We start from the raw sequence: 22271 nt of genomic DNA, 5'->3' as shown, positions 1-22271 counted from the left end.
TTTTTCTCCTCAGTGCAGGACTTCCCCGTCGGGTCCGCCCACTGGCGCAGGCGGACCTGGATCGTCAGAGTTTGCAAATCTTCGTGCTCGGATCCACCGAACTGCAGATGTGAACCTCGGTCATCAAGCCGCCGAAGTTCTCCTGATCGTTCGACAGGTGATCGAGGTTCGGCGTGTACAGGTAGAAAATCTGGCCTGAGTGGTATTTCGTCTTGTCGCTGGCATCGAGAATCAGGTCGAGCGACTCGCCGCCGCCGAGCGTGATCGAGTTCGTGTCATACGCCATGTTGTTGCCGGCCATATCGCGCAGCATGCGGGCATTGATCGCGATCACATGCATCGGAATGCCGAGCGATGCCAGCGTCTGATACTCGGTGACGTCGAGATCCGAGATCCGCAGCAGCGCCCTGCCGCCGGCCGGAATGTTGACGAGCGTCGGCAGCGGTTGCGAGGGATGCATCGCGGCATCCGACGACGGCGTCGACATCGCCCCTTGAGTCACCGTGTCCGGATAGCTGCGGCCGTTCAACAGGAAGAACTTGTCCTTCATGTCGGTGAACGGCTCCGGATTGAACGTCATGCCGACGAAGTGGAAGTTCGGATCGAAACCGTGTATCTGGATCGGATACTCGACGTCGTATGCGGTCGAACCGTCGCCGTCGTTGTACGCGTAGAGCGACAGCGTCTCCGGCGTAGTCGGCGGGATGTTGGGGTTCGCTGCGCGCACGAGCCCGTTGTTCAGCGGCGGCAGCGGCGTCGAGCACAGAATGTCGTTTCCGCAGCGGGTGCGCAGGTCGGACTGCTGGGTGACCAGCGATTCGTAAAGCGAAACGCCTTTGGGCACCCGGTCCTGGCGCGGCCGCACGTAGATCTGGCCCACCATGCCCATCTGCAGGTGCTCAGGCGGCGTGATGTGGCAGTGCCAGAAATAGGTGCCCGCATCCGGCGCGAGGTAGTAGTACGTGAAGCTCGCGCCGATGTTGATCGCGACCGATGCATCCGGCACGCCGTCATAGAACGACGACGCGTTCGGATAGCCGTGGAAGTGCACCGTGTGCTTTTCGAACAGGTCGGGGCGCATGATCATCCCGACGTTCGTGAGCGTGAGGAAGAACTCATCGTCTTCGTCGATCGCCATCATCGGCGCCGGCTCGTTGCCGTTCATCACGCCGATATCCATGATCGGGCGCGGATCGACGTGGCCGTCCAGCGCGCCGCCGGCATCCGGATCGGGAGCGAGGCCGACCGCGCCGTTGTAGGTCGGATCCGTTCTGGGATCGCCGACGGTGTTGAACACCGAGGCGAACTGCGTGCCGGGCAGGCCGGCCTTGATGTCCGCGAGCCCGGACAGCGGACCGAAAGCGAACAAGTAGGTCTGCACGCCGTTGGCCATCGTTGCGTAACCGTCGCCGCCCGAGATCTGCTGACACTTGATCGCGCCGTTGACGGTGCCGGTCGACGTGGAGCTCTGTCCTGTGTAGGTCGGCTGCGTGTAGGCGGGCTCGCTTGCGCCGAGCGGCAGCGCCGTCGGATGAGACGGCGTGGTGGGCGGGCATTGGACACGGAACGATTGCGCGAACGACGGAACGGCAAACAGCAGGAACAGCAATGCCGCCACACTGCTGCGATACATGCGGGTACTGAACATATGACCTCCGTCCTTGGGGTCAACCAGCGATACGTGCTGGGCGTCACGCTGTGCTGCAAACGCGGGCCGGCCATGTCTTCAAGGCTGCCCGTATCTGGATTCTGGACAAAGGCGACGTCGCTTGGGATGGGGCACCCTCCTACTCTTGCGTAGGGCTAACCTCGCGAGTTTTCCGGATTGATTTTTCCGAACCGGAACGAGAGCTGTGACGGCGGCCTCCAGCAACCATTCGGTCAGGAGTCAGGCCCAGACTGGTACATCCGGCCCGGCGCATTTCATTCAACCGGGCGTCGCCCGAATGCCGCGCCAAGCCGGATCGTTGGATGGGTACACCCTCATTGCCCGGCGGGGAGCATTCAGGCGCTATTCGAGGGTAGGCATTTCCAGAGAGGGATCGCGGCCTTGTGCGTGCATGGGCGGACGACGGCCGGCTTCGATCGGGTCTTTACCCATGCCATTTGGAGTGGATGCCGACTTCCTTTCATGTCTGACCGGCGATCATGGTCGCGAAGAGCGGGCGGAACTTCTCGGTGTACCCGGGCGCCGTGAACATCGGACCCAACGTCGCCGTCCACGCGGAGACGTTGCGCTCGGCATTAGTCTTTCTAAATCAAGCACTATGCAGTCCGCATAATCAAATTCGGAATCATCCGATTTAATCGCGCCCCGTCAAACTCTAGTCTCCTGTGTCTCAAATGGGGGACGCGAGCCGATGTCGGAGAATCAAGCATTACAGATGATGGCGCAGTTGTTCTGGAATAGTTTTCTCATCGCAGGGCCCGTCCTTGCCGCGACGCTCGTCGTCGGCCTCCTTGTCAGCGTCTTTCAAGTCGTCACGCAGCTCCAGGAAATGAGCTTGAGCTATGTGCCGAAGCTCGCCGTCGCGGGCATCGTCATCGTCCTGCTCGCGCCCTGGATGCTGTCTCGCCTGACCGGCTTCGCCGCCTCCCTGTTCAACAGCATTCCGAATCTCGGCTGACGCATGGCGATCGAGGTCGGAACGGCGTGGGCCATGGCCGCGCTGCTGCTTTCGTTGCGCATCGGGCCCGTGCTGGTGCTCGCGCCCCCCTTCACCCAGGTTCGCGTGCCCATGCGGGTCCGCGTCTGCCTGGCCCTGGCGCTTGCCGCCTGTTTCGCGGCGCACGCATCCCAAGGCATGCCTCGTCTCGGGTACGACGGCGGCGCGGCACTGCTTGCTTGCGCAGCGTCGGAGCTCTTCCTGGGCCTCGCGATCGCATTCGCCTTCCAGGCCGCGTTCGCATCCCTCTCGTTCGCCGGACGCATGCTCGACGTGCAAGCCGGCTTCGGCCTCGCCATGGTCATCGATCCCGGTTCGCGCAGCCAGGCGCCATTGTTCGGCACCGTCCTCACGCTCGTGGCAGGCGTCATATTCTTCGCCGCCGGCGGCCACCACGAGCTGCTTCGCCTGATTGCCGCATCGATCGAATCGATGCCGGTCGGCCAGGCGCAACTCGTCGGCAATCCGCAGGCGTTCATTGCGTACTTCGGCGTCATCATGGGCCTGGGACTCTCGGCAGTCGCCGCCGTGACGATAGCGCTGTTCCTGATCGATCTGACCATTGCCTTCCTGTCGCGCACGCTCCCGCAAATGAATGCGCTGATGCTCGGCTTGCAGGTCAAGGCGATTGCCGCCCTCGTCGTCACGTCGCTGTCAGCCGGTCTGCTGGCGCCGGTCGCTCTGCGCTTGATGCGCATGGCGCTCGAATTCGTGCCCGCATTGGATTGAACCCGTGTCCGACAGCGAACAGAACAAGTCCGAGCAAGCGACCGAATACAAGCTTGCGCAAGCGCGCAAGAAGGGCATGCTCGCGCGCAGCCAGGAACTCGGCATCGTGATCAGCATTGCGGCTTTTGCCGGCTATCTGTGGGCGCGCGGCGAGCAGACCGCCGCGCGCTTCGCGGCGCTCGGCGAGCGCGCGCTCGGCGAAGCCGGGACGCTCGCTAGCGGCAGCCATGCGGTGCTGGTCTGGCTCGGCACGCTGATGTCGCGAGCGCTGGAAATTCTTCTGCCGCTGATCGGCGTCGCGGTCGGTGGCGCACTCGTTGCGGCACTGGCCCAGACCGGGTTCCTCTTCGCGCCGGGCGCATTCAAGGCGGACTTCTCGCGGCTCAATCCCGCGCAAGGACTGAAGCGCCTCTTCTCGCTGCAGGTCCTGATCGAGGCAGCGAAGGCATGCGTGAAGATGTCAGTCTATTGCGCGATTGCCTGGCTGACCATCTTCGATACGGTACGCACCGCAGCCCATTCGGCGCTACAAAGCCGCAGTCTGCCCCAGGCGCTCGGCGACAGCGGTCTTCACTTGATTGCCAACCTGCTCATCGCCGCCGCGATCTTCGCGGCGCTCGATCAAATCATCGTGCGGCGCCTGTTTGCCCGGCAAATGCGCATGAGCCGCCACGAAGTCAAACAGGAATTCAAGCAGCGCGAAGGCGATCCGCGCATCAAGCAGCGCCGCAAGCAATTGCAGCGCGAGCTGCTCAAGCGCTCCCAAAGCATGCGCGGCATGCGCGGCGCCGACGTGCTCGTGACCAATCCCACTCACTACGCGGTTGGCCTCAAATACGAGCCCGAAAGCATGAGCGCCCCAACCGTGGTCGCGCGCGGCGCCGGCAACTTCGCGCTGCGCCTGAGGAAGCTCGCGTTCATCTATGGCGTGCCCGTGATCGAGTCGCCCGCCTTGGCGCGGCAGCTGTTCCACAAGGCAGCGCTCGAGCGCGAGATTCCCGCACACCTGTTCCGCGACGCCGCCGCCGTCTACCTGCGCGCGCGGCGCGCACCGTCGCAAACGAGAACCCCATGACCACGCTCACCTCCCGCTTGCGCAATCACTCCGACCTCGCGCTCGTGTTCGCCGTGGTCGTCATCCTGCTGATCCTGTTCACGCCGATACCGGCGGCGGCGCTCGATTTTTTCATTCTCGTCAACTTCACGTTCGCCTTCACGATCCTGCTGTTGACGTTCTATGTGGCGCGCCCGGTCGAATTCTCGACGTTTCCGTCGCTGCTCCTTATCGCCACGCTGTTCAGGCTCTCGCTGAACATCGCGGCGACGCGGCTGATCCTGTCCGGCGGCGAAGCCGGGCGCGTGATCGGAGCGATCGGCGAGTTCGCCGTGCAAGGCAACTTCGTCATCGGGCTGATCGTCTTTTTTATCCTGATCGTCGTGCAATACGTCGTCGTGACCAACGGCGCGCAGCGCGTGTCCGAAGTCGCCGCGCGCTTCGTGCTCGACGCGATGCCTGGCCAGCAGATGAGCATCGACGCAGATCTCAACATGGGCCTCATCGACCAGGACGAGGCCAAGGCGCGGCGCAAGGCGCTCGAAAAGGAAGCTGGCTTCTACGGCTCGATGGACGGCGCGAGCAAGTTCGTCAAGGGCGACGCGATCGCCGGCATCGTGATCCTGCTGATCGACATTCTCGGCGGCTGGGCGGTCGGCGTCGCGCAGATGGGCATGCCGTTCGGCGAAGCGATGCGCACCTTCACGCTGCTCACGATCGGCGACGGCATCGTGACGCAAGTGCCCGCGCTGATCATTTCGGTCGCGACCGGCATCATCGTCACGCGCTCTTCGGCCGACGGCGAGTTGAGCCACGAAGCGCTGCGCCAGCTCCTCCAATTTCCCAAGATCCAGTGGCTCGCGATGGCGGCGCTCGCGGCGCTGCTCGCGCTGCCGGGCATGCCGAAGTGGCCGATCGCGCTCATCGCCTTGATGGCGGCCGGCGCGTGGCTTGCGGCACGCGGCCGGCGCGCGGCGAGCGCTACCGCTGCCGACGGCCCGGCTGGGGCGGCGCAAAGCCAAGGCCCGAATAAGAGCGCAGCCGCGAGCGGCGGCCTGGAAGCGCTTCCCGCCATCGAAGTGGCGTTCGGCCCCGCGCTCGGCGCGGCCTGGACGCCGACGCAAAGCGTCCTCGCCGAGCGCATCGCCGCATTCCGTGAGCAGTACGCGAACGAGATGGGCCTCGTCGTGCCCGCCGTCGTGTTCCGCGATCAGCCTCAGCTCCCGCCGAACGACTATCGCGTGCTGCTGTTCGGCAACCGGTTCGGCCAAGCCTCCTTGTTCCCGGACAAGACCCTGGCGATTCACGCCTCGGACAAGAGCGAGCCACTGCCCGGCCTCGCCACGCGCGATCCGGCCTTCGGCCTGCCCGCCGTCTGGATCGAAGCCGGCCAGCAGAGTCAAGCGCAGGCGCTCGGCTACACGTGCGTCGATCCCGTCACGGTACTCATCACCCACGTCACCGAGATCGTCAAGGCGAACGCGCCGATGCTGCTCTCGCGCGCCGAAATCGTGACGCTGCTCGAAGGCGTGCGCGCCCGCCAGCCCGGCCTCGTCGAGGAGCTGGTGCCGAACGTGCTGGCCGTCAGCGACATCCAGCACGTGCTCCAAGGGCTGCTCGCCGAGCACGTGTCGATCCGCAACGTCGATCTCATCGTCCAGGTGCTCGCCGATCACGGACGCCACGAGAAAGACCCGGCCGCACTCGGTGAAGCCGTGCGGCAGCGGCTCGGGCATGCGATCTGCCAGGGCGTCCAGGGCGAGCACGAAGCGCTGGCCGTGCTGACGCTGGAGCCGTCGCTCGAGGCCGGCATCGTCCAGAACCTGAGCGGCGCCGACGGCCGCGGCATGTTCGTGCTCGACCCGCGGCTTGCCGAAGGCTTCCTCGCACGCCTGTTAGCCCAGGCCGAGGCGATGATGCGGCAGAACCTCAATCCGGTGCTGCTGTGCCGTCCGGAAATCCGGCGGCATCTCAAGACATTCACGCGGCGCGTCGTGCCGCGGCTCGCCGTGCTGTCGATGAACGAGGTCCCGCATTCGATCCATCTGCGCTCGTTCGCGATGGTCGGGGTGGATGCACCGCCTGCCGCGGCCGCACCGGCTCGCGCTCATCAAACGGCGCAAACCGCGCAGGCCGCCTGAATCCCGCACGGCACCACATGGAGACCACGCAGATGGATGACCTGATGACCCTGGCGACGCGCCTGATCTCGCTCGAGACCCAGCGCGTGGAATCGGCCGGGCGCAACATTGCCAACACCGCGACGCCCGGCTACAAGCGCGAGATCGCGTTTGCCGAGACGCTCGCCGAAGCCACGGGCGGCGGCGCGGCGCCCGTCGCGGCCGCCAGCCCCGTGCTGCGGACCGCCACCGACTTTTCGGCCGGCAAGCTCGTGCATACGGGCAACCCGCTCGACCTGTCGATCACGGGTCCCGGCTTCTTCGAAGTCGCCACGGCCGACGGCCCCGCCTACACGCGCCTCGGCTCTTTTCAGCGCGACGCCGACGGCCGCCTCGTGACCACGCAAGGCTGGCCGCTGCAAGGCGCGAACGGCGACGTGATCGTCAGCAGCGGCGACTGGCGCGTCGAGCGCGACGGCACCGTGATCGACGGCGGAAACACGGTCTCGGTCATCCGCATCGCGAACTTCGACGATCCGGCCAAGCTCGTGCGCCTCGGCGACGGCCTCTATGCCGCCGACGGCTCGCGCGCGATGGATGTCGAAGACCCGCACATCGCACAGGGGTTCGCCGAAGGGTCGAACGCCGTCGCGGCCAGCGACATGATCCAGCTCATGGAAGCGATGCGCCGCGTCGAATCGGGACAAAAGCTCGTCCATGCCTATGACGACATGGTCGGTAACGTATTGCAACGCCTCGGAGACATGTAAGTCGTGAACAACGTTTTCTATATCGGCGCGACGGGACTGAACGCGCAGCAGGCGGCCGTCGACGTGACAGCCAACAACGTCGCCAATTTGAACACGCCGGCTTTCAAGCGCGGCGCGGTGTCGTTTGCCGAATTGCTGGTGCCGGGCACGGAGCCGGCGCGGCGGCAGTCGCTCGCAGCGGGAACGGTGACCGCAGTGGGCGCGGGGGTGGCCGTCGCGCCGCAGCTTCACGTCTTCACGGCGGGCGAATTGCGGCAGACCGGCAACGCGCTCGACATCGCCATCCGCGGCGAGGGCTTCATTGAACTGGCGTCCGAAACGCGTGGCAGCGATGCGGTGATCTGGCGCGGCGGCTCGCTCCACGTCGACACCGACGGCTACCTCGCCGCGCCAAACGGCATGCCGCTCAAGGCAATGATCTCCGTGCCGCGCGACTCGACGGGCCTCACGATCGAGGCCAGCGGACAGGTCTTCGCGACAGTGCCGAATCAGCCGGAGCCGCTCGAGATCGGTCAGATCGAGCTCGTGCTGCCGACGGACACGCGCGCGCTGCAATCCACGGGCGACGGCGCGTACCGCGTTCGCGACGACGGCATTGCGCTGACCCGCGCGCGTCCCGGAGAAGACAACGCAGGGGCGCTGGCGCAAGGGTTCAGCGAGGCATCGAACGTGTCGCTGTCGGACGAACTCGTCAGCTTGATGATCTATCAGCGCTCGTATGCGGCCAACGCGCGGCTCGTCCAGGTCGGCGACGAGCTGATGGCGATTGCGAACGGGTTGAAGCGGTAAGCGATGCGCCACGTTCTCTTCCTTCCTGCGCTGTGCGCCGCCGCGCTCCTGGCAACGGCCTTGCCACATTCGCGCACGCACGCCGAAAACCTCTACCGGCCCGACACCTACCAGTCGCTGACCGCCGACCGCCGCGCCTCGCAACCGGGCGACATCGTCACGATCCTCGTCTACGAGAACTCGAGCGCGAGCAACACCGCCGACACCTCGACGAACACGAACTTCAACGTGAACGGCAGCGTCTCGACGCTCTACGCGGGCAACAACCGCGCGCAAGTCGGCGCGGGCGACACCTACGGCGGCAAAGGGCAGATCCAGCGCACCGGCCGCCTGCTCGCGCAGCTCTCCGCGACCGTCGTCGAAGCGCTGCCGAACGGCGACCTGATCGTCGCGGGCGAGCAGAAGATCGACGTCAACGGCGAGAAGACCGGCATCCGCCTCAAGGGTCGCGTGCGTCCCATCGACATCGCGCAGAACAACACCGTGCTCTCGACCCGGCTCGCCGACGCGCAGATCGACTACACCGGCGACGGCTTCATCACCGACCGCACCCGCCCCGGTCTCATCCCTCGTTTCTTCGCATGGCTCGGCTTATGGTGAAGCGCACTTATCCCTCTTTCGTGCGGGCGCTGCTGTGCCTGATGCTGGCATGGCCCGCCGCTTCATTTGCCGCCAATGCCGAAGTGCGCCTCAAGGATCTCGGCCGCTTTCTCGGCTGGCGCGAGAACATGCTCGTGGGCTACGGCATCGTCTCGGGCCTCGCCGGCTCGGGCGACACGCCGCGCAATCAAGCGACGCGCCAGGCGCTCTCGAACATGCTTTCGCAGTTCGATCTCAACGTCACGCACGACCAGATCCAGAGCCGCAACGCCGCGATGGTGATGGTCACGGCCTCGCTGCCGCCCGCGGCGAACGTCGGCGACACGCTCGACATCAACGTGACCTCGATGGGCGACGCGCGCAGCCTCGCGGGCGGCACGCTCATCATGACCTCGCTGCGCGGCCCCGACCGCAAGGTCTATGCGCTCGCGCAAGGACCGGTGTCGGTCGGCGGCTATCGCTACGACGCGAACGGCAATCTCAAGCAGAAGAACCATCCGACCGTCGGCATCGTGCCGCGCGGCGCGACGGTGGAGGTGGCCGTACGCGCCGATCTCGTCGCGCAGGACGGCCACCTGAAGTTCGTGCTGACGGATGCCGACGCCACCACCGCGCGGCGCATCGAGCAGCGCGTCAATCAGGCGCTGGGCGTTGGCGCGGCGCGCGCACTCGACGCCGACACCATCGAAATCCGCACGCCCGCCGACGGCGTCGCGCTCACGCACTACGTGGCGCGTATCGAAGCGCTCGAAGTCACGCCGGACCAGAGCTCGCGCGTCGTCGTCAACGAGCGCACGGGAACGGTGGTGGCAGGCGGCGATACGCGCATCGCGCCGATCACGATCTCGCACGGCGATATTCGCGTAACGGTCACGACGCAATACTCGGCATCGCAGCCCAATCTCGTCAGCTTCACCGGCCCCGGCGTGCGCAGCCTCGTCGTCGGCAACAGCGAATTGTCGGTCGAGGAGCCGGGGCAGACCGTCGCCGCCTCGTTTCCGCACGGCACCGTCGGCGACCTCGTCGCGGCGCTCGCCAAGACTCGCGTCAGCACGCGCGACGTGATCGCGATCCTGCAAGCCATCAAGGCCGCCGGCGCGCTGCACGCGGACATCATCATTCAATAAGGGGATCTCACTCATGTCGATCGACCTCGTCGCCGCCATCGCCGCCAAGGCGCTGGACGGACTCTTCGAACGCCAAGCCGCCATCGCGCACAACGTCGCGAACGCGAACTCGGACTCGTTCACGCCGGTTCGCGTCTCGTTCGAGGATGCGCTGCGGCAAGCCGCCGAGCCGCGCGCGGGCGATACGTCCTCATCGATTCTCGAACGCATCGGCAACGTCGCGCCGCGCATCGAAACGCCACCGCTTGCCGACGTGTTCGACGGCGTGAAGCTCGATCGCGAGATCACCGCAGCTTCGGAGACCGCCGCACGCTACGCGATGCTCACCGGCATGCTCGACCGCACGCTGCAAATCAAGATGCTCGCGATCAAGGGAGCGTGACCGCGATGTCCGAAGGAATCTTTGCCATCGCGCGTTCCGGGCTCGACGTCGAGCGCCAGCGCATGGAAGTCATCGCGCAGAACCTCGCCAACGCGGGCACCACGCGCACGGCCACAGGCGAGCCTTATCAGCCAATGCGGCTCATTTCCGCGCCGCGTGTCGAGACGGAGACAGTGTTCGCGCGTGAGCTGAACGGCTCCGCCGTTGCGCAGGCTTCGTCGTCAACGCTCGCCGCCGGCGGCCTGACAGGCGCGCAAGCCCTCGCTGTCGAACCGACGAATGCGCCGCCGCGCGTCGTTCACGACCCGTCGCATCCGCAAGCCGACGCGCACGGCATGGTGCGCTACCCCGGCATCGACCACGCGGGCGAGATGTCGCTGATGGTGCAGACGCTGCGCGTCTACGAAGCGAACGTCGTCATGTTTAACGCTGCGCGCTCGATGTACATGCGCGCGCTCGAAATCGGGAACAAGGGATGAGCATCGAAGCCATCAACGCCGTGCAACCTGGCTTTCTCCCGCCAACTTGGGCGTCCGGCCTGGCGCAGCACACACCGGAGAGCTTCGGCTCGATGCTGGTCTCCGGCTGGCAGAGCGCCGACCGCGCGTTGCAGTCCGCTGACACTGCCGTCGCGGACTTCACGCTCGGCAAGGACCTGCCCCCGCACCAAGTCATGCTCGCGCTCGAAGAAGCGCGCATGCAGATGCAGTTCGCGCTGCAAGTGCGTTCGCGGCTCGTCGAGGGCTATCAGGAACTGATGCGGATGCAGCTCTGAGATGAACTCGATCATGTCACGCTTGAACGCGTACTTCACTTCCGGGCCTCGCTCGCGGCAATTCGCGGTGGCCGCCGTGCTGGCGGCACTCGTCCTTTGCGCGGCGCTGGCGGTCTGGCTCACCATGCGCCCGGCTTATCAGGTCCTGTTCCGCGATCTCAAGCGCCAGGATGCCGCGGCAATCGCCGCCCAACTGGAAAAGGAGAAAGTGCCGTTCCGCTTCGACGAGCGCACCTCGGCGATTCTCGTTCCCGAAGGCGACACGCGGGCCATCCGGCTGCGGCTCATGAGCTCGGAGCTGCGCCTGCAGGGCGCAGTCGGCTTCGAGCTTTTCAACAACTCCGATCTCGGCCTCACCGAGTTCACCCAGAAGGTGAACTACCAGCGCGCGCTGCAAGGCGAGCTCGAGCGCACGATCGCCACGCTCGACGAGATCGACATGGCCCGCGTACACCTCGCGTTGCCGGAGTCGTCGCTGTTTCGCCGGGATCGCGCGAAGCCGAAGGCGTCCGTTGCGCTCTTCATGCGCGACGGACAAACGCTCGGGGCGGAAACGATCAAGGGCATCCAGCGGCTCGTGGCGGCCGCGGTGCCCGAGATGTCTCCGTCGGACGTGGCGGTGCTCGATCAGCGCGGCGCACCCGCCGATGCGGCCGGCGACGGCGATGTCGACGACCCGCAATACGCGCTGAAGGCGTCCATCGAGCGGCGCTACGAGCGCAAGATTCTGGCGCAGATCGGGACTGTCGCCGGCGCGGGACGGGTATCGGTCAGTGTCGACGCGTCGATCGACTTCGATCAGGTTCGCACGACGCGCGAATCGGATGTCACGCGTCCGATTGCGAACGACGGCGGCAGCACCGTGCCGAGTCTTCCGAAGCTCGCGGCATCGGCCAGCGCCATGTCGAAGTTCGATTTGCCGGCCGCGGGCTTGCCGCCGCTTCCGGGCGCGCCCGCAGCCGAAGGGTCGCGCACGGATCGCACGATCGAGCAGATCGTCAAGAGTCCCGGCGCGATTCGCAGGCTGTCGGTCGGCATCGTGCTCGATCGGCCGCTCAGCGCCGACGAGCTCGCGCAGTTGAACGCTGTCGTGTCGGCTTCGATTGGTCTTGATTCGAAGCGCGGTGATGTGCTGTCGATGTTCGTGCGCGACGAGGCCGGGGTTCGGGCGGCGAGTGACACTACCGCCACCGGACAATCCGCAGGCAACGGTGAAGCCGCCGAGGCGCTCGACGAAACCACGGTCTCCCGTTCGGCTCCGTCAGAAAAAACGCCGCCGCGTCCGTCGCAGGAGGATGGCATCGGGCAACGGCTGGCGTCGCTCGGCATCGACGGCGTGTCGGCCAGCGCGGTGATCGCGACGCTCTTGGGGGCGCTGGCGGCAACCATCGCCGCCAGCGTGTGGCTCGTGACGCAGAGAAACACCCGCCGCCAGCCATCGCGACAGCTGACCGACGCGCAGCGCGCCGAACACGTCACCCGCCTGCGCGCGCTGCTCGCCGGGCAAGGACACGCAGAAGGCAACGCGCATGGCAACCGTTGAGCACAAGCGGCAGTTGCGCCGCGCAGTCGCCGATCTTGCGCAGTGCTCGATCGAAGACATCGAATCGGTCTGGTCGGCGCTCACGCCTGCCGAACGCGAGCAGTTGCGGCCGTTGCTCGACGAGGCGTCGCGCGCGGCATCCGGGCAGGCGATCGCTTTGGCAACCGCTGACGCTCCGCCCGCCGCGCCGCCGGGCGGCGACGAAACGCACCGCGCCGCTTGCTCGCACCTCGCCCGCGCAGCCGCTTCGCTTCCGGACGAGCTGGCAACGCGCCTGCTCTCGTGCGTGACGGCGCCGGAGCTCGCGGACGTGCTGGCGAGCCTGCCGGACGAGCGGCGCGCCGAGCTCGAAGCGCGCGCCAAGCCGCTCCGGATCTCGGAGAAAGCTCGCGCCGCCTTGCGCGAGGCCGCGCTCGCGGCAGCCCCCGCGCTCGCGGACGAACGGCCCGCGTTGTCAGCCCCGCCGACGCTGCGCGCGGCGCTGCGCCGCTGGATCGGGAGGCGCGGATGACGCTGCTGCTCAAGGCGGGCGAGGTCCGCGTAGGCGACGGCCGCCGGGCGCTCGGCGCGCTGCCCGGCGATGCGGCATCCGCAGCGCTCATGCCTGCGGGGCCTCGGACGCCCTCCGCCGAAACGACGCATTCCGCTCCGGCTGCCGCGGCCCAATCACAAGCCGACGCGCAAGCCGAAGCACTGACCACGCGTCTCGCCGAAATCGAGCAAGCCTACGCGCTACTCGAAAAGACCACCCATGCAGAGAAGGAAGCGGCCTACCGGCAAGGCATGAGCGAAGGCATTGCGATCGGCGAGGCTCAGGCTCAGAAGGATCACGCGGCGCAACTCGACATGCTCGCCAAAGGCGTCGGCGCCGCGCTGCAAGCGTTCGACGCGCAGCTCGCCGCGCTCGAGACGCTGTCGCTCGACATCGCCCGCGCCGCGCTCGACACGATCTTCGGCGACCCCGATCTTCATTCAGACCTCGTCGTGAAAACCGCGCAGCACCATCTCTCGCGAATCAAGAACGAGTCCGCGCTGACCATCGAAGTGTCGCCGGCCGACTTCCCCGAACCACAGGCGTTGCACGACGCCTTCGCCGCACTCGCCGCGGCGCCGGGGCTCGGCTTCAGCGCCAATCCCCGGCTGGCGCGCGGCGCGTGCCTGATCGGGCTGTCCCTCGGCAAGCTCGACGCGAGCCTCCCCCAGCAGCATTCGCGCATCGCCGCCGCCCTCGCGGAGTTGAATCCTCATGACGAACAGCCGGCGTCCTGACCATCCGTTCGTCGCGGCGATCCGCAACGTCGATCCGGTGCGCCGCATCGGCGCCGTCACACGCGTGATGCCGACGTTCATCGAAGCCGACGGCCCCGGCGCGCCCCTCGGCTCGCTCTGCTCGATCGGCCGCGACAACGAGGCGCCTGTGCTGGCCGAGATCGTCAACGTCGAGCTCGGCCGCGTCACGCTCGCGCCTTATGCGCCGGTCGCGTCGACGCGCGTCGGCGACGAGGTCCGCGCGCTGCGGCTCGGCGCCAACGTGCCGGTCGGGCCGGCCTATCTCGGCCGCGTCATCGATCCGCTCGGCCGTCCGCTCGACGGCGGCGCCCCGTTCGGCGCGCCCGCGGCCCACTGGCCGCTGGCCGGCGCCGCCACGGCGCCGCTCGACCGCGTCTCGCCCGGCACGCCGCTCGCGACCGGCATCCGCGCGCTCGACGCGCTGCTCACGCTCGGCGTAGGCCAGCGCGCCGGCATCTTCGCGGGCAGCGGCGTCGGCAAGACCACGCTGCTCGGCAGCCTCGCGCGCCACATCGAAGCGGACGTCTGCGTGCTGTGCCTCGTCGGCGAGCGCGGACGCGAAGCCGAAGAGTTCTGGAGCCGCACGCTCAGCGACGCCGCGCGTGCGCGCTCGACGATGGTCGTCGCCACCTCGGACCAGCCCGCCGTGATGCGCGCGCGCAGCGTGCTTGTCGCGCTGTCGATCGCCGAGTACTTCCGCGCGCAAGGCCAGCACGTGCTGCTGATGCTGGACTCCGTGACGCGCTATGCGCTCGCGCTGCGCGAGATCGGCCTCGCGGCCGGCGAGCCGCCGACCGTGCGCGCCTATACGCCGAGCGTATTCGCCGCGCTGCCGAAGATCGTCGAGCGCTGCGGTGCGCTCAAGCCGGGCGGCGCGATCACGGCGCTCATGACGGTGCTGACCGAGACCGACGAGATCGACGACCCGATGGCCGAGACGATGCGCGCACTGCTCGACGGCCACATCGTGCTCACGCGCGAGCTGGCCGAGCGCGGGCACTTCCCCGCGATCCAGGTGCCGAGGAGCGTCAGCCGCGTGTTCCAGCACGTCGCGAACGCCGAGCAGCGCGCGCTCGCCGCCGACGCCGTCGCGCAGCTTGCCTTGTACGAGTCGTCGAAGACGCTGGTCGAGTCGGGCTTGTATGCCGCCGGCAGCAATCCCGAGCTGGACCGCGCCTTGCGGCTGCGGCCGGAGCTCATCGCTTTTCTGCGGCAGGACACCGAGACCGCCGTGCCGCGCGAGGAGGCCATCGCCAGGCTGGGCGCGCTGCTGAAGGAGCGTCGATGAAAAAACGCACTCAACTCGACGCCGTGCGCGAAATCGCGCATATCCGCGCGCTTCAGTTGGAGCGCGCGCGTGTCGAGGCTCAGAAGCTTGCCGGCAATCTCGGCGCAGCACAGGCGCGCGATCACTTAGCGGAGCAAGAACTGGAAGCGCACATGCAGGGATTGCGCGGCGCCTTGGAACATCCGGAAACGCTCTCTCCCGAACTCGTGCAGAACTGGGCCTGCGCAACCGCCGCCGCGCGCGACGCTCACACGCTCGCCGCCGGGCAATTGCAAGCGGCGGCCGAGCAAGTCGAAGCGTTTCGGCCCGTGCTCGGTCAACACCAACGCCAAGTCGATCTCGCCCGGGATCTCGTCGATCACGCACGCCGCCGTTACGAGCAAGCGCGCGACAACGCGAATGCGTCGGTGATCGAAGACTTGTTTCTATCGCGCGGAGTACGCCGATGAAGATCGCAACGCAAAGCGTCGTGCAGCCGCAAACGTCGCAGCCCGGCTACGCGCCGGTTTCGAATGGCGGCACGCCTGCCGCCTTCTCGCAGACGCTGCGCAGCCTGGAAAAGGAGATGTGGCCTGCGGCGGCGGCGGGACGAATGGACACGATGAAACTGCCCACGCGCGGCAGCGGCTCGCACAACGGCGAAGCGTGCGCGAAAACGGATGCGTTCTCCGCGCCAGCCGAGACGACTAGCGTATCCGGCCGCGCATTGCAGCCTTACGAGGGCGCTGCGTCGACTGGCGCATCGAAATGGCTCGACTCAACGACAACGGCAAGCGTCGCCGTCGCGTTCCGAGTGCCCGACTCCACGTTGGCCGGCCACGTGCCATCGGTTCATCCGCTCGCGCCCGCGCCTGCCGCCGAGGACACCACGCCTGTCGGCGCAGCGCCGTCCGAGCGCACATCCGCCCGAGCCGCCACACCAACCGAACAGTCCGCGCCGGACGCCACCGCACCTTTCCGCGTGAGCCTGCTAGCGGGCGCGCAAGGCCCGACAGTGGCCCTGCGCCTCAACAGCCTCGCCGGCACCGGCACCACCGCCCTCTCGCAACGCGTCTACGCCGAGCTACGCCGCCAAGGCATCCACGCTGCCCGCGTCGTCATCAACGGCGTGGCCGCCCACCCGATTCATCTGCAAGGAGAACCGCATGGCGATTAGCCCTATCAACTCGACAAACACCCAAAGCCAAAGCGCCAGCCTGGCTTCCATGGGCCTCGACATGCAGTCGCTGCTCCAGATCATCCTGACCCAGCTGACCTATCAGGACCCGCTCAAGCCCGTCGACAACTTCGAGTTCGTCTCGCAGCTCGCGCAGTTCACGTCGCTTGAGCAAACGCGCCAGTTGACGGAAAAAATGGACAGCCTGCTCTCGGTCCAATCGGCGACGCAGACGCTGGGCCTGCTCGGCCGCACCGTCGACATCAAGACCGACTCGGGACAGCTCACCGGCATCGTCAAAGGCATTTCGTTCAAGGAGAACGAACCGAAGCTGACGCTCGAGACCTCGGGCGGGCAGTTCGTGGCCGACGCCACGCTGTCGCAGGTCATCACCGTTCGCTAAAGGAGACATCGCATGCTCGGCAGCATCTACATCGGAATGAGCGGCCTTACCGCGTACTCGCAAGGCCTGCACACCATCAGCAACAACGTCGCGAACCTGAATACGGCCGGCTTCAAGGCATCGACGCCGCGCTTCGCGGATCTCTACTACGGACGCCAATTCGCTCAGAGCGGCCCCGGATATGGCAATGCGATGCAAACCGGCAGCGGCGTCGAATACGGATACGCCTCGCTCAACTTCAGCCAGGGCGACCTGCGCAGCAGCTCCGGTCAGTTGGATCTCGCGATTCAGGGCAACGGCTTCATCACCCTGCTCGACGGCAATACGCCACGCTACGCGCGCACGGGGCAATTCGCGCCCGGCCGACGACGGCTTCATTACCGACAAGGCGACCGGCCTGAAGCTGGCCGCCCTGACCACATCGGGAACGCTCGCGCCGCTGTCCATCGCCGGAAAGCAAACGAGCCCGCCCAAGGCCACAACCTCGGTCCGTTTCACGGACAACCTCTCCCCCGGCTCGACCAATTTCTCGGTGTCCAACGTCGACGTCTACGACGCCAACGGCGGAAAGCACACGCTGAAAGTTGCTTTCGCAACCGATTCGGCCGTCATCCAGGGACGGTGGAAGGTAACGATCACCGACGAGAACGGCAGCAAGCTCCAGGAAAGCCCGCTTCAGTTCAACGGCGGCATTCCCGAGCCCGGCGTGGACAAGATCTCGCTGACCGTCAGCTCGTCTCCGCGGCTCGCGGTCACGCTCGATTTCTCCGGTACGACGGCCTTTTCGGCGGGCACGACGTCCACGCTGCGCGTCTCCTCGCAGGACGGCTATGGATTCGGCACGCTCGCATCGATGAATGTCGACACGGATGGCCAGCTGCTTCTCAAGTATTCGAACGGCCAGACGGCGAAAGCCGGCGCCGTCGCGCTCGCCAGCTTTTCGGACCCGCAGCGTCTGCTGCAATTGGGCAACGGGCTGTTCGATGCATCGCAGGCGCCGCCTCCGAACTTTGCGCGCAGCAAAGGAGCCGGCGTGGGTGAGCTCCATTCCGGCGCGACGGAAGCATCAAACGTCGATCTGTCGACGGAGTTCGGCCAAATGATCCTGATTCAGCGCGGGTTTCAGGCATCGTCGCAGGTCATCAGCACGGCCAACGAGATGATCATGCAGCTCTTTCAGATGCGGGGACAGGGATGAGCGCCGTCGAAGCGATCCGCTGGCGCCCGCCCGGCGCGGACGAGCTTGCCGATCTTTCAGATGCGAGGGCGCTCGTCGAAGCGGCCATCGCGCCCTGGCTGGGCGAATGGCTCGACGGCGCCGCGTTGAAGCTCGAAGCCGTGGAACCGATTGCGCGGCAGTCCGAATACGCGTTCCCGGCAGGCGCGCAAGTCTGGTCGAGCGGACCTCACCTCTGGTGGGCCGCGCCCCCCCGCGCCTTGGCGCGTCTCGTCAACCGCGCGCTCGATCTCTACGACAGCTTCATGATGACGGGCCCCGCGAAGCGCCCGGAAGCGCTGATGTTGTTCGAGCAAAAGCTGACTGGCGCGCTGTTCGACGCGCTGTCGGCGGCGAGCGGCGAACCTGCCGACGGGCCGCAGCGAGAAACAAGCCGCGCAGGCGCCGCGAACACCGCACGCGCGCCGCTGCGCCTTCCATACGGCGGCGCTCAGTTGCGGCTTCGCGACGAACGCTCCGGCGAAACCCTGCTGACGGTCGTCTGCGCCACGCCGCTGCTGTGGGAACGCCGAGCGCAAACGGCGAAACAGACGGGCGCACCACTCGCCGCCCGCGCCGCTGCCATCGACGCCGTGAAGGTATCGGTTTCGGCGCGGCTCGCGCAGGCCGAGCTTTCGGTCGCCCAGCTCCTCGGCCTCGCGCCCGGAGACGTCATCGCCATCGAGCGTTCACTCGACGCACCCATCTCCCTCGTCGTCGACGCGCCCGATGGCGGCCGGCCGGCCGCCGTCGGCACAGGCCGCATCGGCCGCACCGGCGAGCAGTTTTCCATTCAATTGACTTCGATCTCGCAACGCAATCCATGACTCTTCATACCGCAACCACTCGGCCGCTCGTCATGCGCGTCGACCTTCCCGAACAGACGCCGTCCGAGCAAGACCACGACAACCCGCCCGCGCAGCGCAGCCTCGACCTGGTCAGCGACGTCAAAGTCACACTCGACATTCGCCTCGGCTCGACCGAAATGACGATCAAGGATCTGATGGCGTTGCAGAACGGCGCCGTCGTCAAGCTCGACCGCCACATCGGCGAGAGCATCGACGTGCAGTTGAACCAGCGGACCATCGCGCGCGCCGAAATCGTCGCGATCGACGAGCAGTTCGGCATCCGTATCACCGAAATCCTCGCAGACCGCTAAATGACCGCTTCCATGTACGCCTCCATGACGTCGGGGGCCTCGGCGGCGGCAGGTGGCGCATCGCCCGCCGCCGCGCTCACGCTTTCCGGAACGCTCGCGGCGGGCGGCATCGATCCCGTGCGCGTCGGACTGTCGTTCGCCGTGTGCATCGCGTTGGGCATCGCGGCCATTCTGCTGCTGCGCCGGCGGCTGCTCGGGCGGCAAGGCATCGGGCTGCTTCAAGGCGTGCGGTCGGCATCGGCGGGCAAACGCCTGACCGTGGCCGAAACGGCGCGGCTCGACGCACGCACGACGCTCTATCTCGTCGACTGCGACGGGCGCACCGTGCTGCTCGCCGCCGACGCGACGGGCGTCAAGCAACTGGACGCCCGGACGCGCGCCGCTTCGGAGCCGGCAGCATGACGGCCACTCACTCGTTGTTGCATCGATGGCGCTCGCGTCGGCCGCGTCTTCCATGCCTGCTGCTCGGTGCGTTCATCGTCCTCACGGGACACGCTGCGTTGGCGAATGCCGCCGACGTCACGACATTCTCGCTTTCGGCATACGACGGCAAGGGCGCGTCCGAGGCCGTGCGCGTCGCCACGCTGCTGACGATGCTCAGCATCGGACCGGCGCTGATCGTCTCGATGACGGCGTTCATCCGCATCGTGATCGTGCTGTCGATGATCCGCCACGCGTTCGGCATGCCCGAGACGCCGCCGACGCCGGTGCTCATCAGCCTCGCGCTCTTCCTGACCGCGTTCGCGATGACGCCGACGCTCGAGACGATCAACCACGACGCGCTGCAGCCGTTCCTGAGCGGACGGATCGAAGTCGGCCGCGCGCTGGAGCTGAGCGCGGCGCCGATCCGCGACTTCATGCTGCGGCAAGTCCACGAGGACGAGCTGCGGCTCATGTACGAGCTGTCGCACAAGCCCGTGCCCGATACGCCTGCTGATGTGAGCCTGCTGCAACTCACGCCCGCGTTTATCCTGAACGAGCTGCGCGTCGCGTTCCAGATCGGCTTCGTCGTGCTGCTGCCGTTTCTGCTGATCGATCTGGTGGTGTCGAGCGTGCTGCTTTCGCTCGGGATGCTGATGGTGCCGCCAGCGACGATTTCGCTTCCGCTGAAAGTGCTGATGTTCGTGCTGATCGACGGATGGGGACTGGTGCTGCGCGGTGTGCTGGGCAGTTTTCGATGACGACGGCGCGGCCCTGGGCGGACCTCGGCGCTGCGCCCGATGCGAGCCAAAGTCTTTCCGCCGGGGAAAGCGAGATGTGGCGCGCGCTTCGGGAAGCGCGCGACCCTGATTTGCGCGAGGCGGTGTTCGTCCGCTATCTGCCCTACGCGCGCGCGGTCGCGGCGCAGCTGTACGCCGGACGGCATCGCGACGACGTCGAGTTCAAGGACTTCCAGCAGCTTTCCTGCATCGGCTTGCTGGAATCGATCGACCGCTTCGATCCCGACCGTGGCGTAGCGTTCGAGACGTTCTGCACGCAGCGGCTGAAGGGCAGCATTCTCAGCGGCGTGAAAAAACTGACGGACGGGCAGGAGCAGATCTCGTTCACGCGCCGGGTGCGGCGGGAACGAATTGCGTCGCTGAAGCTCTCTCCCGAAGAGGGCGAGGACAAGCGGCGTGATGCGCTCAAGAGCGGCGGAACCGACACGCTCCAGATGCTCGGCGCCTTGGCGGCGGGGCTTGCGATCGGCTTCATGCTCGACGACACGGGAATGGTGGCGAGCCCCGACGAATCGCCGGCGCCTTACGGCACGGCGTATCACGGCGTCGCGTGGCGGCAGACCAAGGAACGGCTGATCGCCGCCGTGGGCCTGCTGCCGGAGCGGACGAGGAAGATCATCCACTACCATTACTTTCATGGCCTCTGCTTCGAGCAGATCGGCGACATTCTCGGCATCAGCAAGGGCCGGATTTCGCAACTGCACCGCGCGGCGCTTGCCGAGCTGCGCGAGCGGCTCGGCGACTCGCAGCAGATGCACCTTATCGGATAACTTGGATAACGAACGATGACGACTGAACCGTTGCACCAACCTATGCACTGCGACGACGACGTGATGGCGGCGATCATGGCCGCGATGAACGGGCCTGACGAGCACGCGCTGGCGCTGATCAGCGAAGTGCTTGCGCGGTGGCCGCAAGATCACCGGCTGTGGTTTCTGCGCGCGTCGATTTACGCGGGGCAACAGCGGCGTGCGGAGGCGCGTGTGGATTTTGGGCAGACGCTCGCGCTGGCGCCGGAGTTCGACGTGGCGAGATTCATGCTGGGGTTTCTCGAGCTGATGGATCAGCGTGTGGAGGCGGCGGCTGCCGCTTGGGCGCCGCTCGATCGCCTGGCGGAAACAGACGCGCTGCGGGTGTTCAAAACGGGGTTGCTCGATTTGGGCGAGGACCGGTTTGCATCGGCGCTCGAACGGCTGAAGAACGGGTTGGCGCTGAACGATCGGCATCCGGAGGTGAATGGGTATATCGAAGCGGTCGTTGCGCGGATCGAAGCGATGCCTGCTTCCGAACGCGGGGTCTCATCTCTTTCCGGAGACGCGTTGGACAATCATCTGCTGCTGTCCGGCTATCAGATCTCCCCGACACGTCATTAACATCGGAGCTGCTTCATGGACCCTATTTCCACGCTCAATCAGGCAATGGCCGTGTTGCGCCAACAGCTTGCGCAGCAGGCTCGGCGGGGGGAGCGTTCTGCTTCTTCGGGCGATAAGGCCGCGCGGGATGGGGGGGCGGTGGCTTCGTCGTCAGCCTCTGCTAATGCCGACGTGGGGGCGTCGATACGAGCGCGAGTTTCGGAATTGCGGGCGGCTGGGGTCGAGGATGAAGCGCAGTTGTCGCGGGTCGTGGTTGAGATGCTGCTGCGCCGTGAGTTCGGGTCCGCGATGGTCAACGATTCGGAATTTCAGCGAATGGTGACGTGGGTACAGCAGGGGGTGGAGGAGGATGAGGGAGGGAAAGTGCTGCTGCGAAACGTTGTGGGGATGTGAATGCGCGGGGTGATAGAGGCGGCCTATCCGTCGAGCGCGCTCTTCTTCACTCTGCACTCACCGCACGAGCACGCCGCGCAGCACTCACGAGCCGCCTCAACCTTCTCGCGCAAATACGCGTCGTACTCGCGCGCTTCCGTGCGTCCCAGTTCCGCAAACAGGTTCGCTCCCGGCTTCGTTACGTGCCGAATTCGCGTATCGATCTTGCTCATTTCTGC

At 66.5% G+C, this 22271-nt stretch carries 28 protein-coding genes and 1 pseudogene; 27 read left to right on the top strand and 2 right to left on the bottom strand.

The window, feature by feature from the left end:
• Positions 1 to 64: 64 nt before the first annotated feature.
• A complete protein-coding gene (locus FAZ69_RS11110; RefSeq protein WP_136894266.1) occupies positions 65 to 1648 on the bottom strand; it encodes a multicopper oxidase domain-containing protein in 1584 nt (527 codons plus the stop codon).
• Positions 1649 to 2360: 712 nt separating this feature from the next.
• On the opposite strand from FAZ69_RS11110, the gene fliQ reads away from it, so the two are divergent.
• The 27 genes and pseudogenes from fliQ to FAZ69_RS10980 all read left to right on the top strand — a co-directional run bounded on the left by fliQ (position 2361) and on the right by FAZ69_RS10980 (position 22053).
• Positions 2361 to 2627 (top strand): flagellar biosynthesis protein FliQ, encoded by a 267-nt coding sequence (gene fliQ / locus FAZ69_RS11105; RefSeq protein WP_136894264.1) that lies wholly within the window; start codon positions 2361 to 2363, stop codon positions 2625 to 2627.
• A gap of 3 nt (positions 2628 to 2630) precedes the next feature.
• On the top strand, positions 2631 to 3395 hold the full coding sequence (locus FAZ69_RS11100; protein WP_136894262.1) for a flagellar biosynthetic protein FliR: 765 nt from the start codon (positions 2631 to 2633) through the stop codon (positions 3393 to 3395).
• 4 nt (positions 3396 to 3399) lie between these two features.
• Positions 3400 to 4470 carry an EscU/YscU/HrcU family type III secretion system export apparatus switch protein gene (locus tag FAZ69_RS11095; protein WP_136894260.1) on the top strand — a complete coding sequence of 357 codons (1071 nt, stop codon included), beginning with the start codon at positions 3400 to 3402 and terminating at the stop codon, positions 4468 to 4470.
• Positions 4467 to 6590, top strand: a complete 2124-nt coding sequence (locus tag FAZ69_RS11090) for a flagellar biosynthesis protein FlhA (RefSeq protein ID WP_136894258.1) — start codon at positions 4467 to 4469, stop codon at positions 6588 to 6590. Before FAZ69_RS11095 ends, FAZ69_RS11090 begins: the two co-directional genes overlap by 4 nt.
• Before the next feature lie 32 nt (positions 6591 to 6622).
• Complete coding sequence (locus FAZ69_RS11085) at positions 6623 to 7339, top strand: flagellar hook-basal body protein (RefSeq protein ID WP_136894256.1); 717 nt, start codon at positions 6623 to 6625, stop codon at positions 7337 to 7339.
• Positions 7340 to 7342: 3 nt separating this feature from the next.
• Positions 7343 to 8128, top strand: coding sequence for a flagellar hook-basal body protein (locus FAZ69_RS11080; RefSeq protein ID WP_136894254.1), 786 nt, complete (start codon positions 7343 to 7345; stop codon positions 8126 to 8128).
• 3 nt (positions 8129 to 8131) lie between these two features.
• On the top strand, positions 8132 to 8728 hold the full coding sequence (locus FAZ69_RS11075) for a flagellar basal body L-ring protein FlgH (RefSeq protein WP_136894251.1): 597 nt from the start codon (positions 8132 to 8134) through the stop codon (positions 8726 to 8728).
• A complete protein-coding gene (locus FAZ69_RS11070) occupies positions 8722 to 9855 on the top strand; it encodes a flagellar basal body P-ring protein FlgI (protein ID WP_240702186.1) in 1134 nt (377 codons plus the stop codon). Before FAZ69_RS11075 ends, FAZ69_RS11070 begins: the two co-directional genes overlap by 7 nt.
• Positions 9856 to 9868: 13 nt before the next feature.
• On the top strand, positions 9869 to 10237 hold the full coding sequence (locus FAZ69_RS11065; protein WP_136894247.1) for a flagellar basal body rod protein FlgB: 369 nt from the start codon (positions 9869 to 9871) through the stop codon (positions 10235 to 10237).
• 5 nt (positions 10238 to 10242) lie between these two features.
• Positions 10243 to 10716 (top strand): flagellar basal body rod protein FlgC, encoded by a 474-nt coding sequence (flgC, locus tag FAZ69_RS11060; protein ID WP_136894246.1) that lies wholly within the window; start codon positions 10243 to 10245, stop codon positions 10714 to 10716.
• On the top strand, positions 10713 to 11012 hold the full coding sequence (gene fliE / locus FAZ69_RS11055) for a flagellar hook-basal body complex protein FliE (RefSeq protein ID WP_136894243.1): 300 nt from the start codon (positions 10713 to 10715) through the stop codon (positions 11010 to 11012). Before flgC ends, fliE begins: the two co-directional genes overlap by 4 nt.
• A 13-nt stretch (positions 11013 to 11025) precedes the next feature.
• Positions 11026 to 12555, top strand: coding sequence for a flagellar basal-body MS-ring/collar protein FliF (fliF, locus tag FAZ69_RS11050; protein WP_240702185.1), 1530 nt, complete (start codon positions 11026 to 11028; stop codon positions 12553 to 12555).
• Positions 12542 to 13066, top strand: a complete 525-nt coding sequence (locus FAZ69_RS11045) for a hypothetical protein (protein WP_136894239.1) — start codon at positions 12542 to 12544, stop codon at positions 13064 to 13066. The genes fliF and FAZ69_RS11045 overlap by 14 nt, the downstream gene beginning before the upstream one ends.
• Positions 13063 to 13824 (top strand): FliH/SctL family protein, encoded by a 762-nt coding sequence (locus tag FAZ69_RS11040; protein ID WP_136894237.1) that lies wholly within the window; start codon positions 13063 to 13065, stop codon positions 13822 to 13824. Before FAZ69_RS11045 ends, FAZ69_RS11040 begins: the two co-directional genes overlap by 4 nt.
• On the top strand, positions 13802 to 15133 hold the full coding sequence (locus FAZ69_RS11035; protein ID WP_136894235.1) for a FliI/YscN family ATPase: 1332 nt from the start codon (positions 13802 to 13804) through the stop codon (positions 15131 to 15133). Before FAZ69_RS11040 ends, FAZ69_RS11035 begins: the two co-directional genes overlap by 23 nt.
• Complete coding sequence (locus FAZ69_RS11030) at positions 15130 to 15582, top strand: hypothetical protein (RefSeq protein WP_136894233.1); 453 nt, start codon at positions 15130 to 15132, stop codon at positions 15580 to 15582. Before FAZ69_RS11035 ends, FAZ69_RS11030 begins: the two co-directional genes overlap by 4 nt.
• On the top strand, positions 15579 to 16289 hold the full coding sequence (locus tag FAZ69_RS11025) for a hypothetical protein (protein ID WP_136894231.1): 711 nt from the start codon (positions 15579 to 15581) through the stop codon (positions 16287 to 16289). Before FAZ69_RS11030 ends, FAZ69_RS11025 begins: the two co-directional genes overlap by 4 nt.
• Positions 16279 to 16692: a flagellar hook assembly protein FlgD gene (locus FAZ69_RS11020; protein ID WP_136894230.1), complete on the top strand. Its 414-nt coding sequence runs from the start codon at positions 16279 to 16281 to the stop codon at positions 16690 to 16692. Before FAZ69_RS11025 ends, FAZ69_RS11020 begins: the two co-directional genes overlap by 11 nt.
• Positions 16693 to 16704: 12 nt before the next feature.
• Positions 16705 to 16989, top strand: a pseudogene (locus FAZ69_RS33840) (flagellar hook-basal body complex protein); the annotation flags it as partial.
• Positions 16874 to 17890: a flagellar hook-basal body complex protein gene (locus FAZ69_RS11015; protein ID WP_369407738.1), complete on the top strand. Its 1017-nt coding sequence runs from the start codon at positions 16874 to 16876 to the stop codon at positions 17888 to 17890. The pseudogene FAZ69_RS33840 and the gene FAZ69_RS11015, both read left to right, overlap by 116 nt.
• Positions 17887 to 18735 (top strand): FliM/FliN family flagellar motor C-terminal domain-containing protein, encoded by an 849-nt coding sequence (locus FAZ69_RS11010; protein ID WP_136894228.1) that lies wholly within the window; start codon positions 17887 to 17889, stop codon positions 18733 to 18735. The genes FAZ69_RS11015 and FAZ69_RS11010 overlap by 4 nt, the downstream gene beginning before the upstream one ends.
• Positions 18732 to 19067 (top strand): flagellar motor switch protein FliN, encoded by a 336-nt coding sequence (gene fliN, locus FAZ69_RS11005; protein WP_240702183.1) that lies wholly within the window; start codon positions 18732 to 18734, stop codon positions 19065 to 19067. Before FAZ69_RS11010 ends, fliN begins: the two co-directional genes overlap by 4 nt.
• Positions 19068 to 19469: a flagellar biosynthetic protein FliO gene (locus FAZ69_RS11000; RefSeq protein WP_136894226.1), complete on the top strand. Its 402-nt coding sequence runs from the start codon at positions 19068 to 19070 to the stop codon at positions 19467 to 19469.
• Positions 19466 to 20248 carry a flagellar type III secretion system pore protein FliP gene (fliP, locus tag FAZ69_RS10995; protein ID WP_240702182.1) on the top strand — a complete coding sequence of 261 codons (783 nt, stop codon included), beginning with the start codon at positions 19466 to 19468 and terminating at the stop codon, positions 20246 to 20248. The genes FAZ69_RS11000 and fliP overlap by 4 nt, the downstream gene beginning before the upstream one ends.
• Entirely contained in the window at positions 20245 to 21057 is an 813-nt protein-coding gene (locus FAZ69_RS10990; RefSeq protein WP_136894224.1) for a sigma-70 family RNA polymerase sigma factor, read from the top strand. Before fliP ends, FAZ69_RS10990 begins: the two co-directional genes overlap by 4 nt.
• A gap of 63 nt (positions 21058 to 21120) precedes the next feature.
• Positions 21121 to 21660, top strand: a complete 540-nt coding sequence (locus FAZ69_RS10985) for a hypothetical protein (RefSeq protein WP_240702181.1) — start codon at positions 21121 to 21123, stop codon at positions 21658 to 21660.
• Positions 21661 to 21675: 15 nt separating this feature from the next.
• A complete protein-coding gene (locus FAZ69_RS10980; protein WP_136894222.1) occupies positions 21676 to 22053 on the top strand; it encodes a hypothetical protein in 378 nt (125 codons plus the stop codon).
• A 23-nt stretch (positions 22054 to 22076) separates the two neighbouring features.
• On the opposite strand, the gene FAZ69_RS33580 is transcribed toward FAZ69_RS10980, so the two are convergent.
• Positions 22077 to 22265, bottom strand: a complete 189-nt coding sequence (locus FAZ69_RS33580) for a hypothetical protein (protein WP_206171192.1) — start codon at positions 22263 to 22265, stop codon at positions 22077 to 22079.
• Positions 22266 to 22271: the final 6 nt, after the last annotated feature.

The organism is Trinickia terrae (genome assembly GCF_005144415.1).
GTDB lineage: Bacteria > Pseudomonadota > Gammaproteobacteria > Burkholderiales > Burkholderiaceae > Trinickia_A > Trinickia_A terrae.
This window is presented reverse-complemented; position numbering and strand designations above follow the sequence as displayed.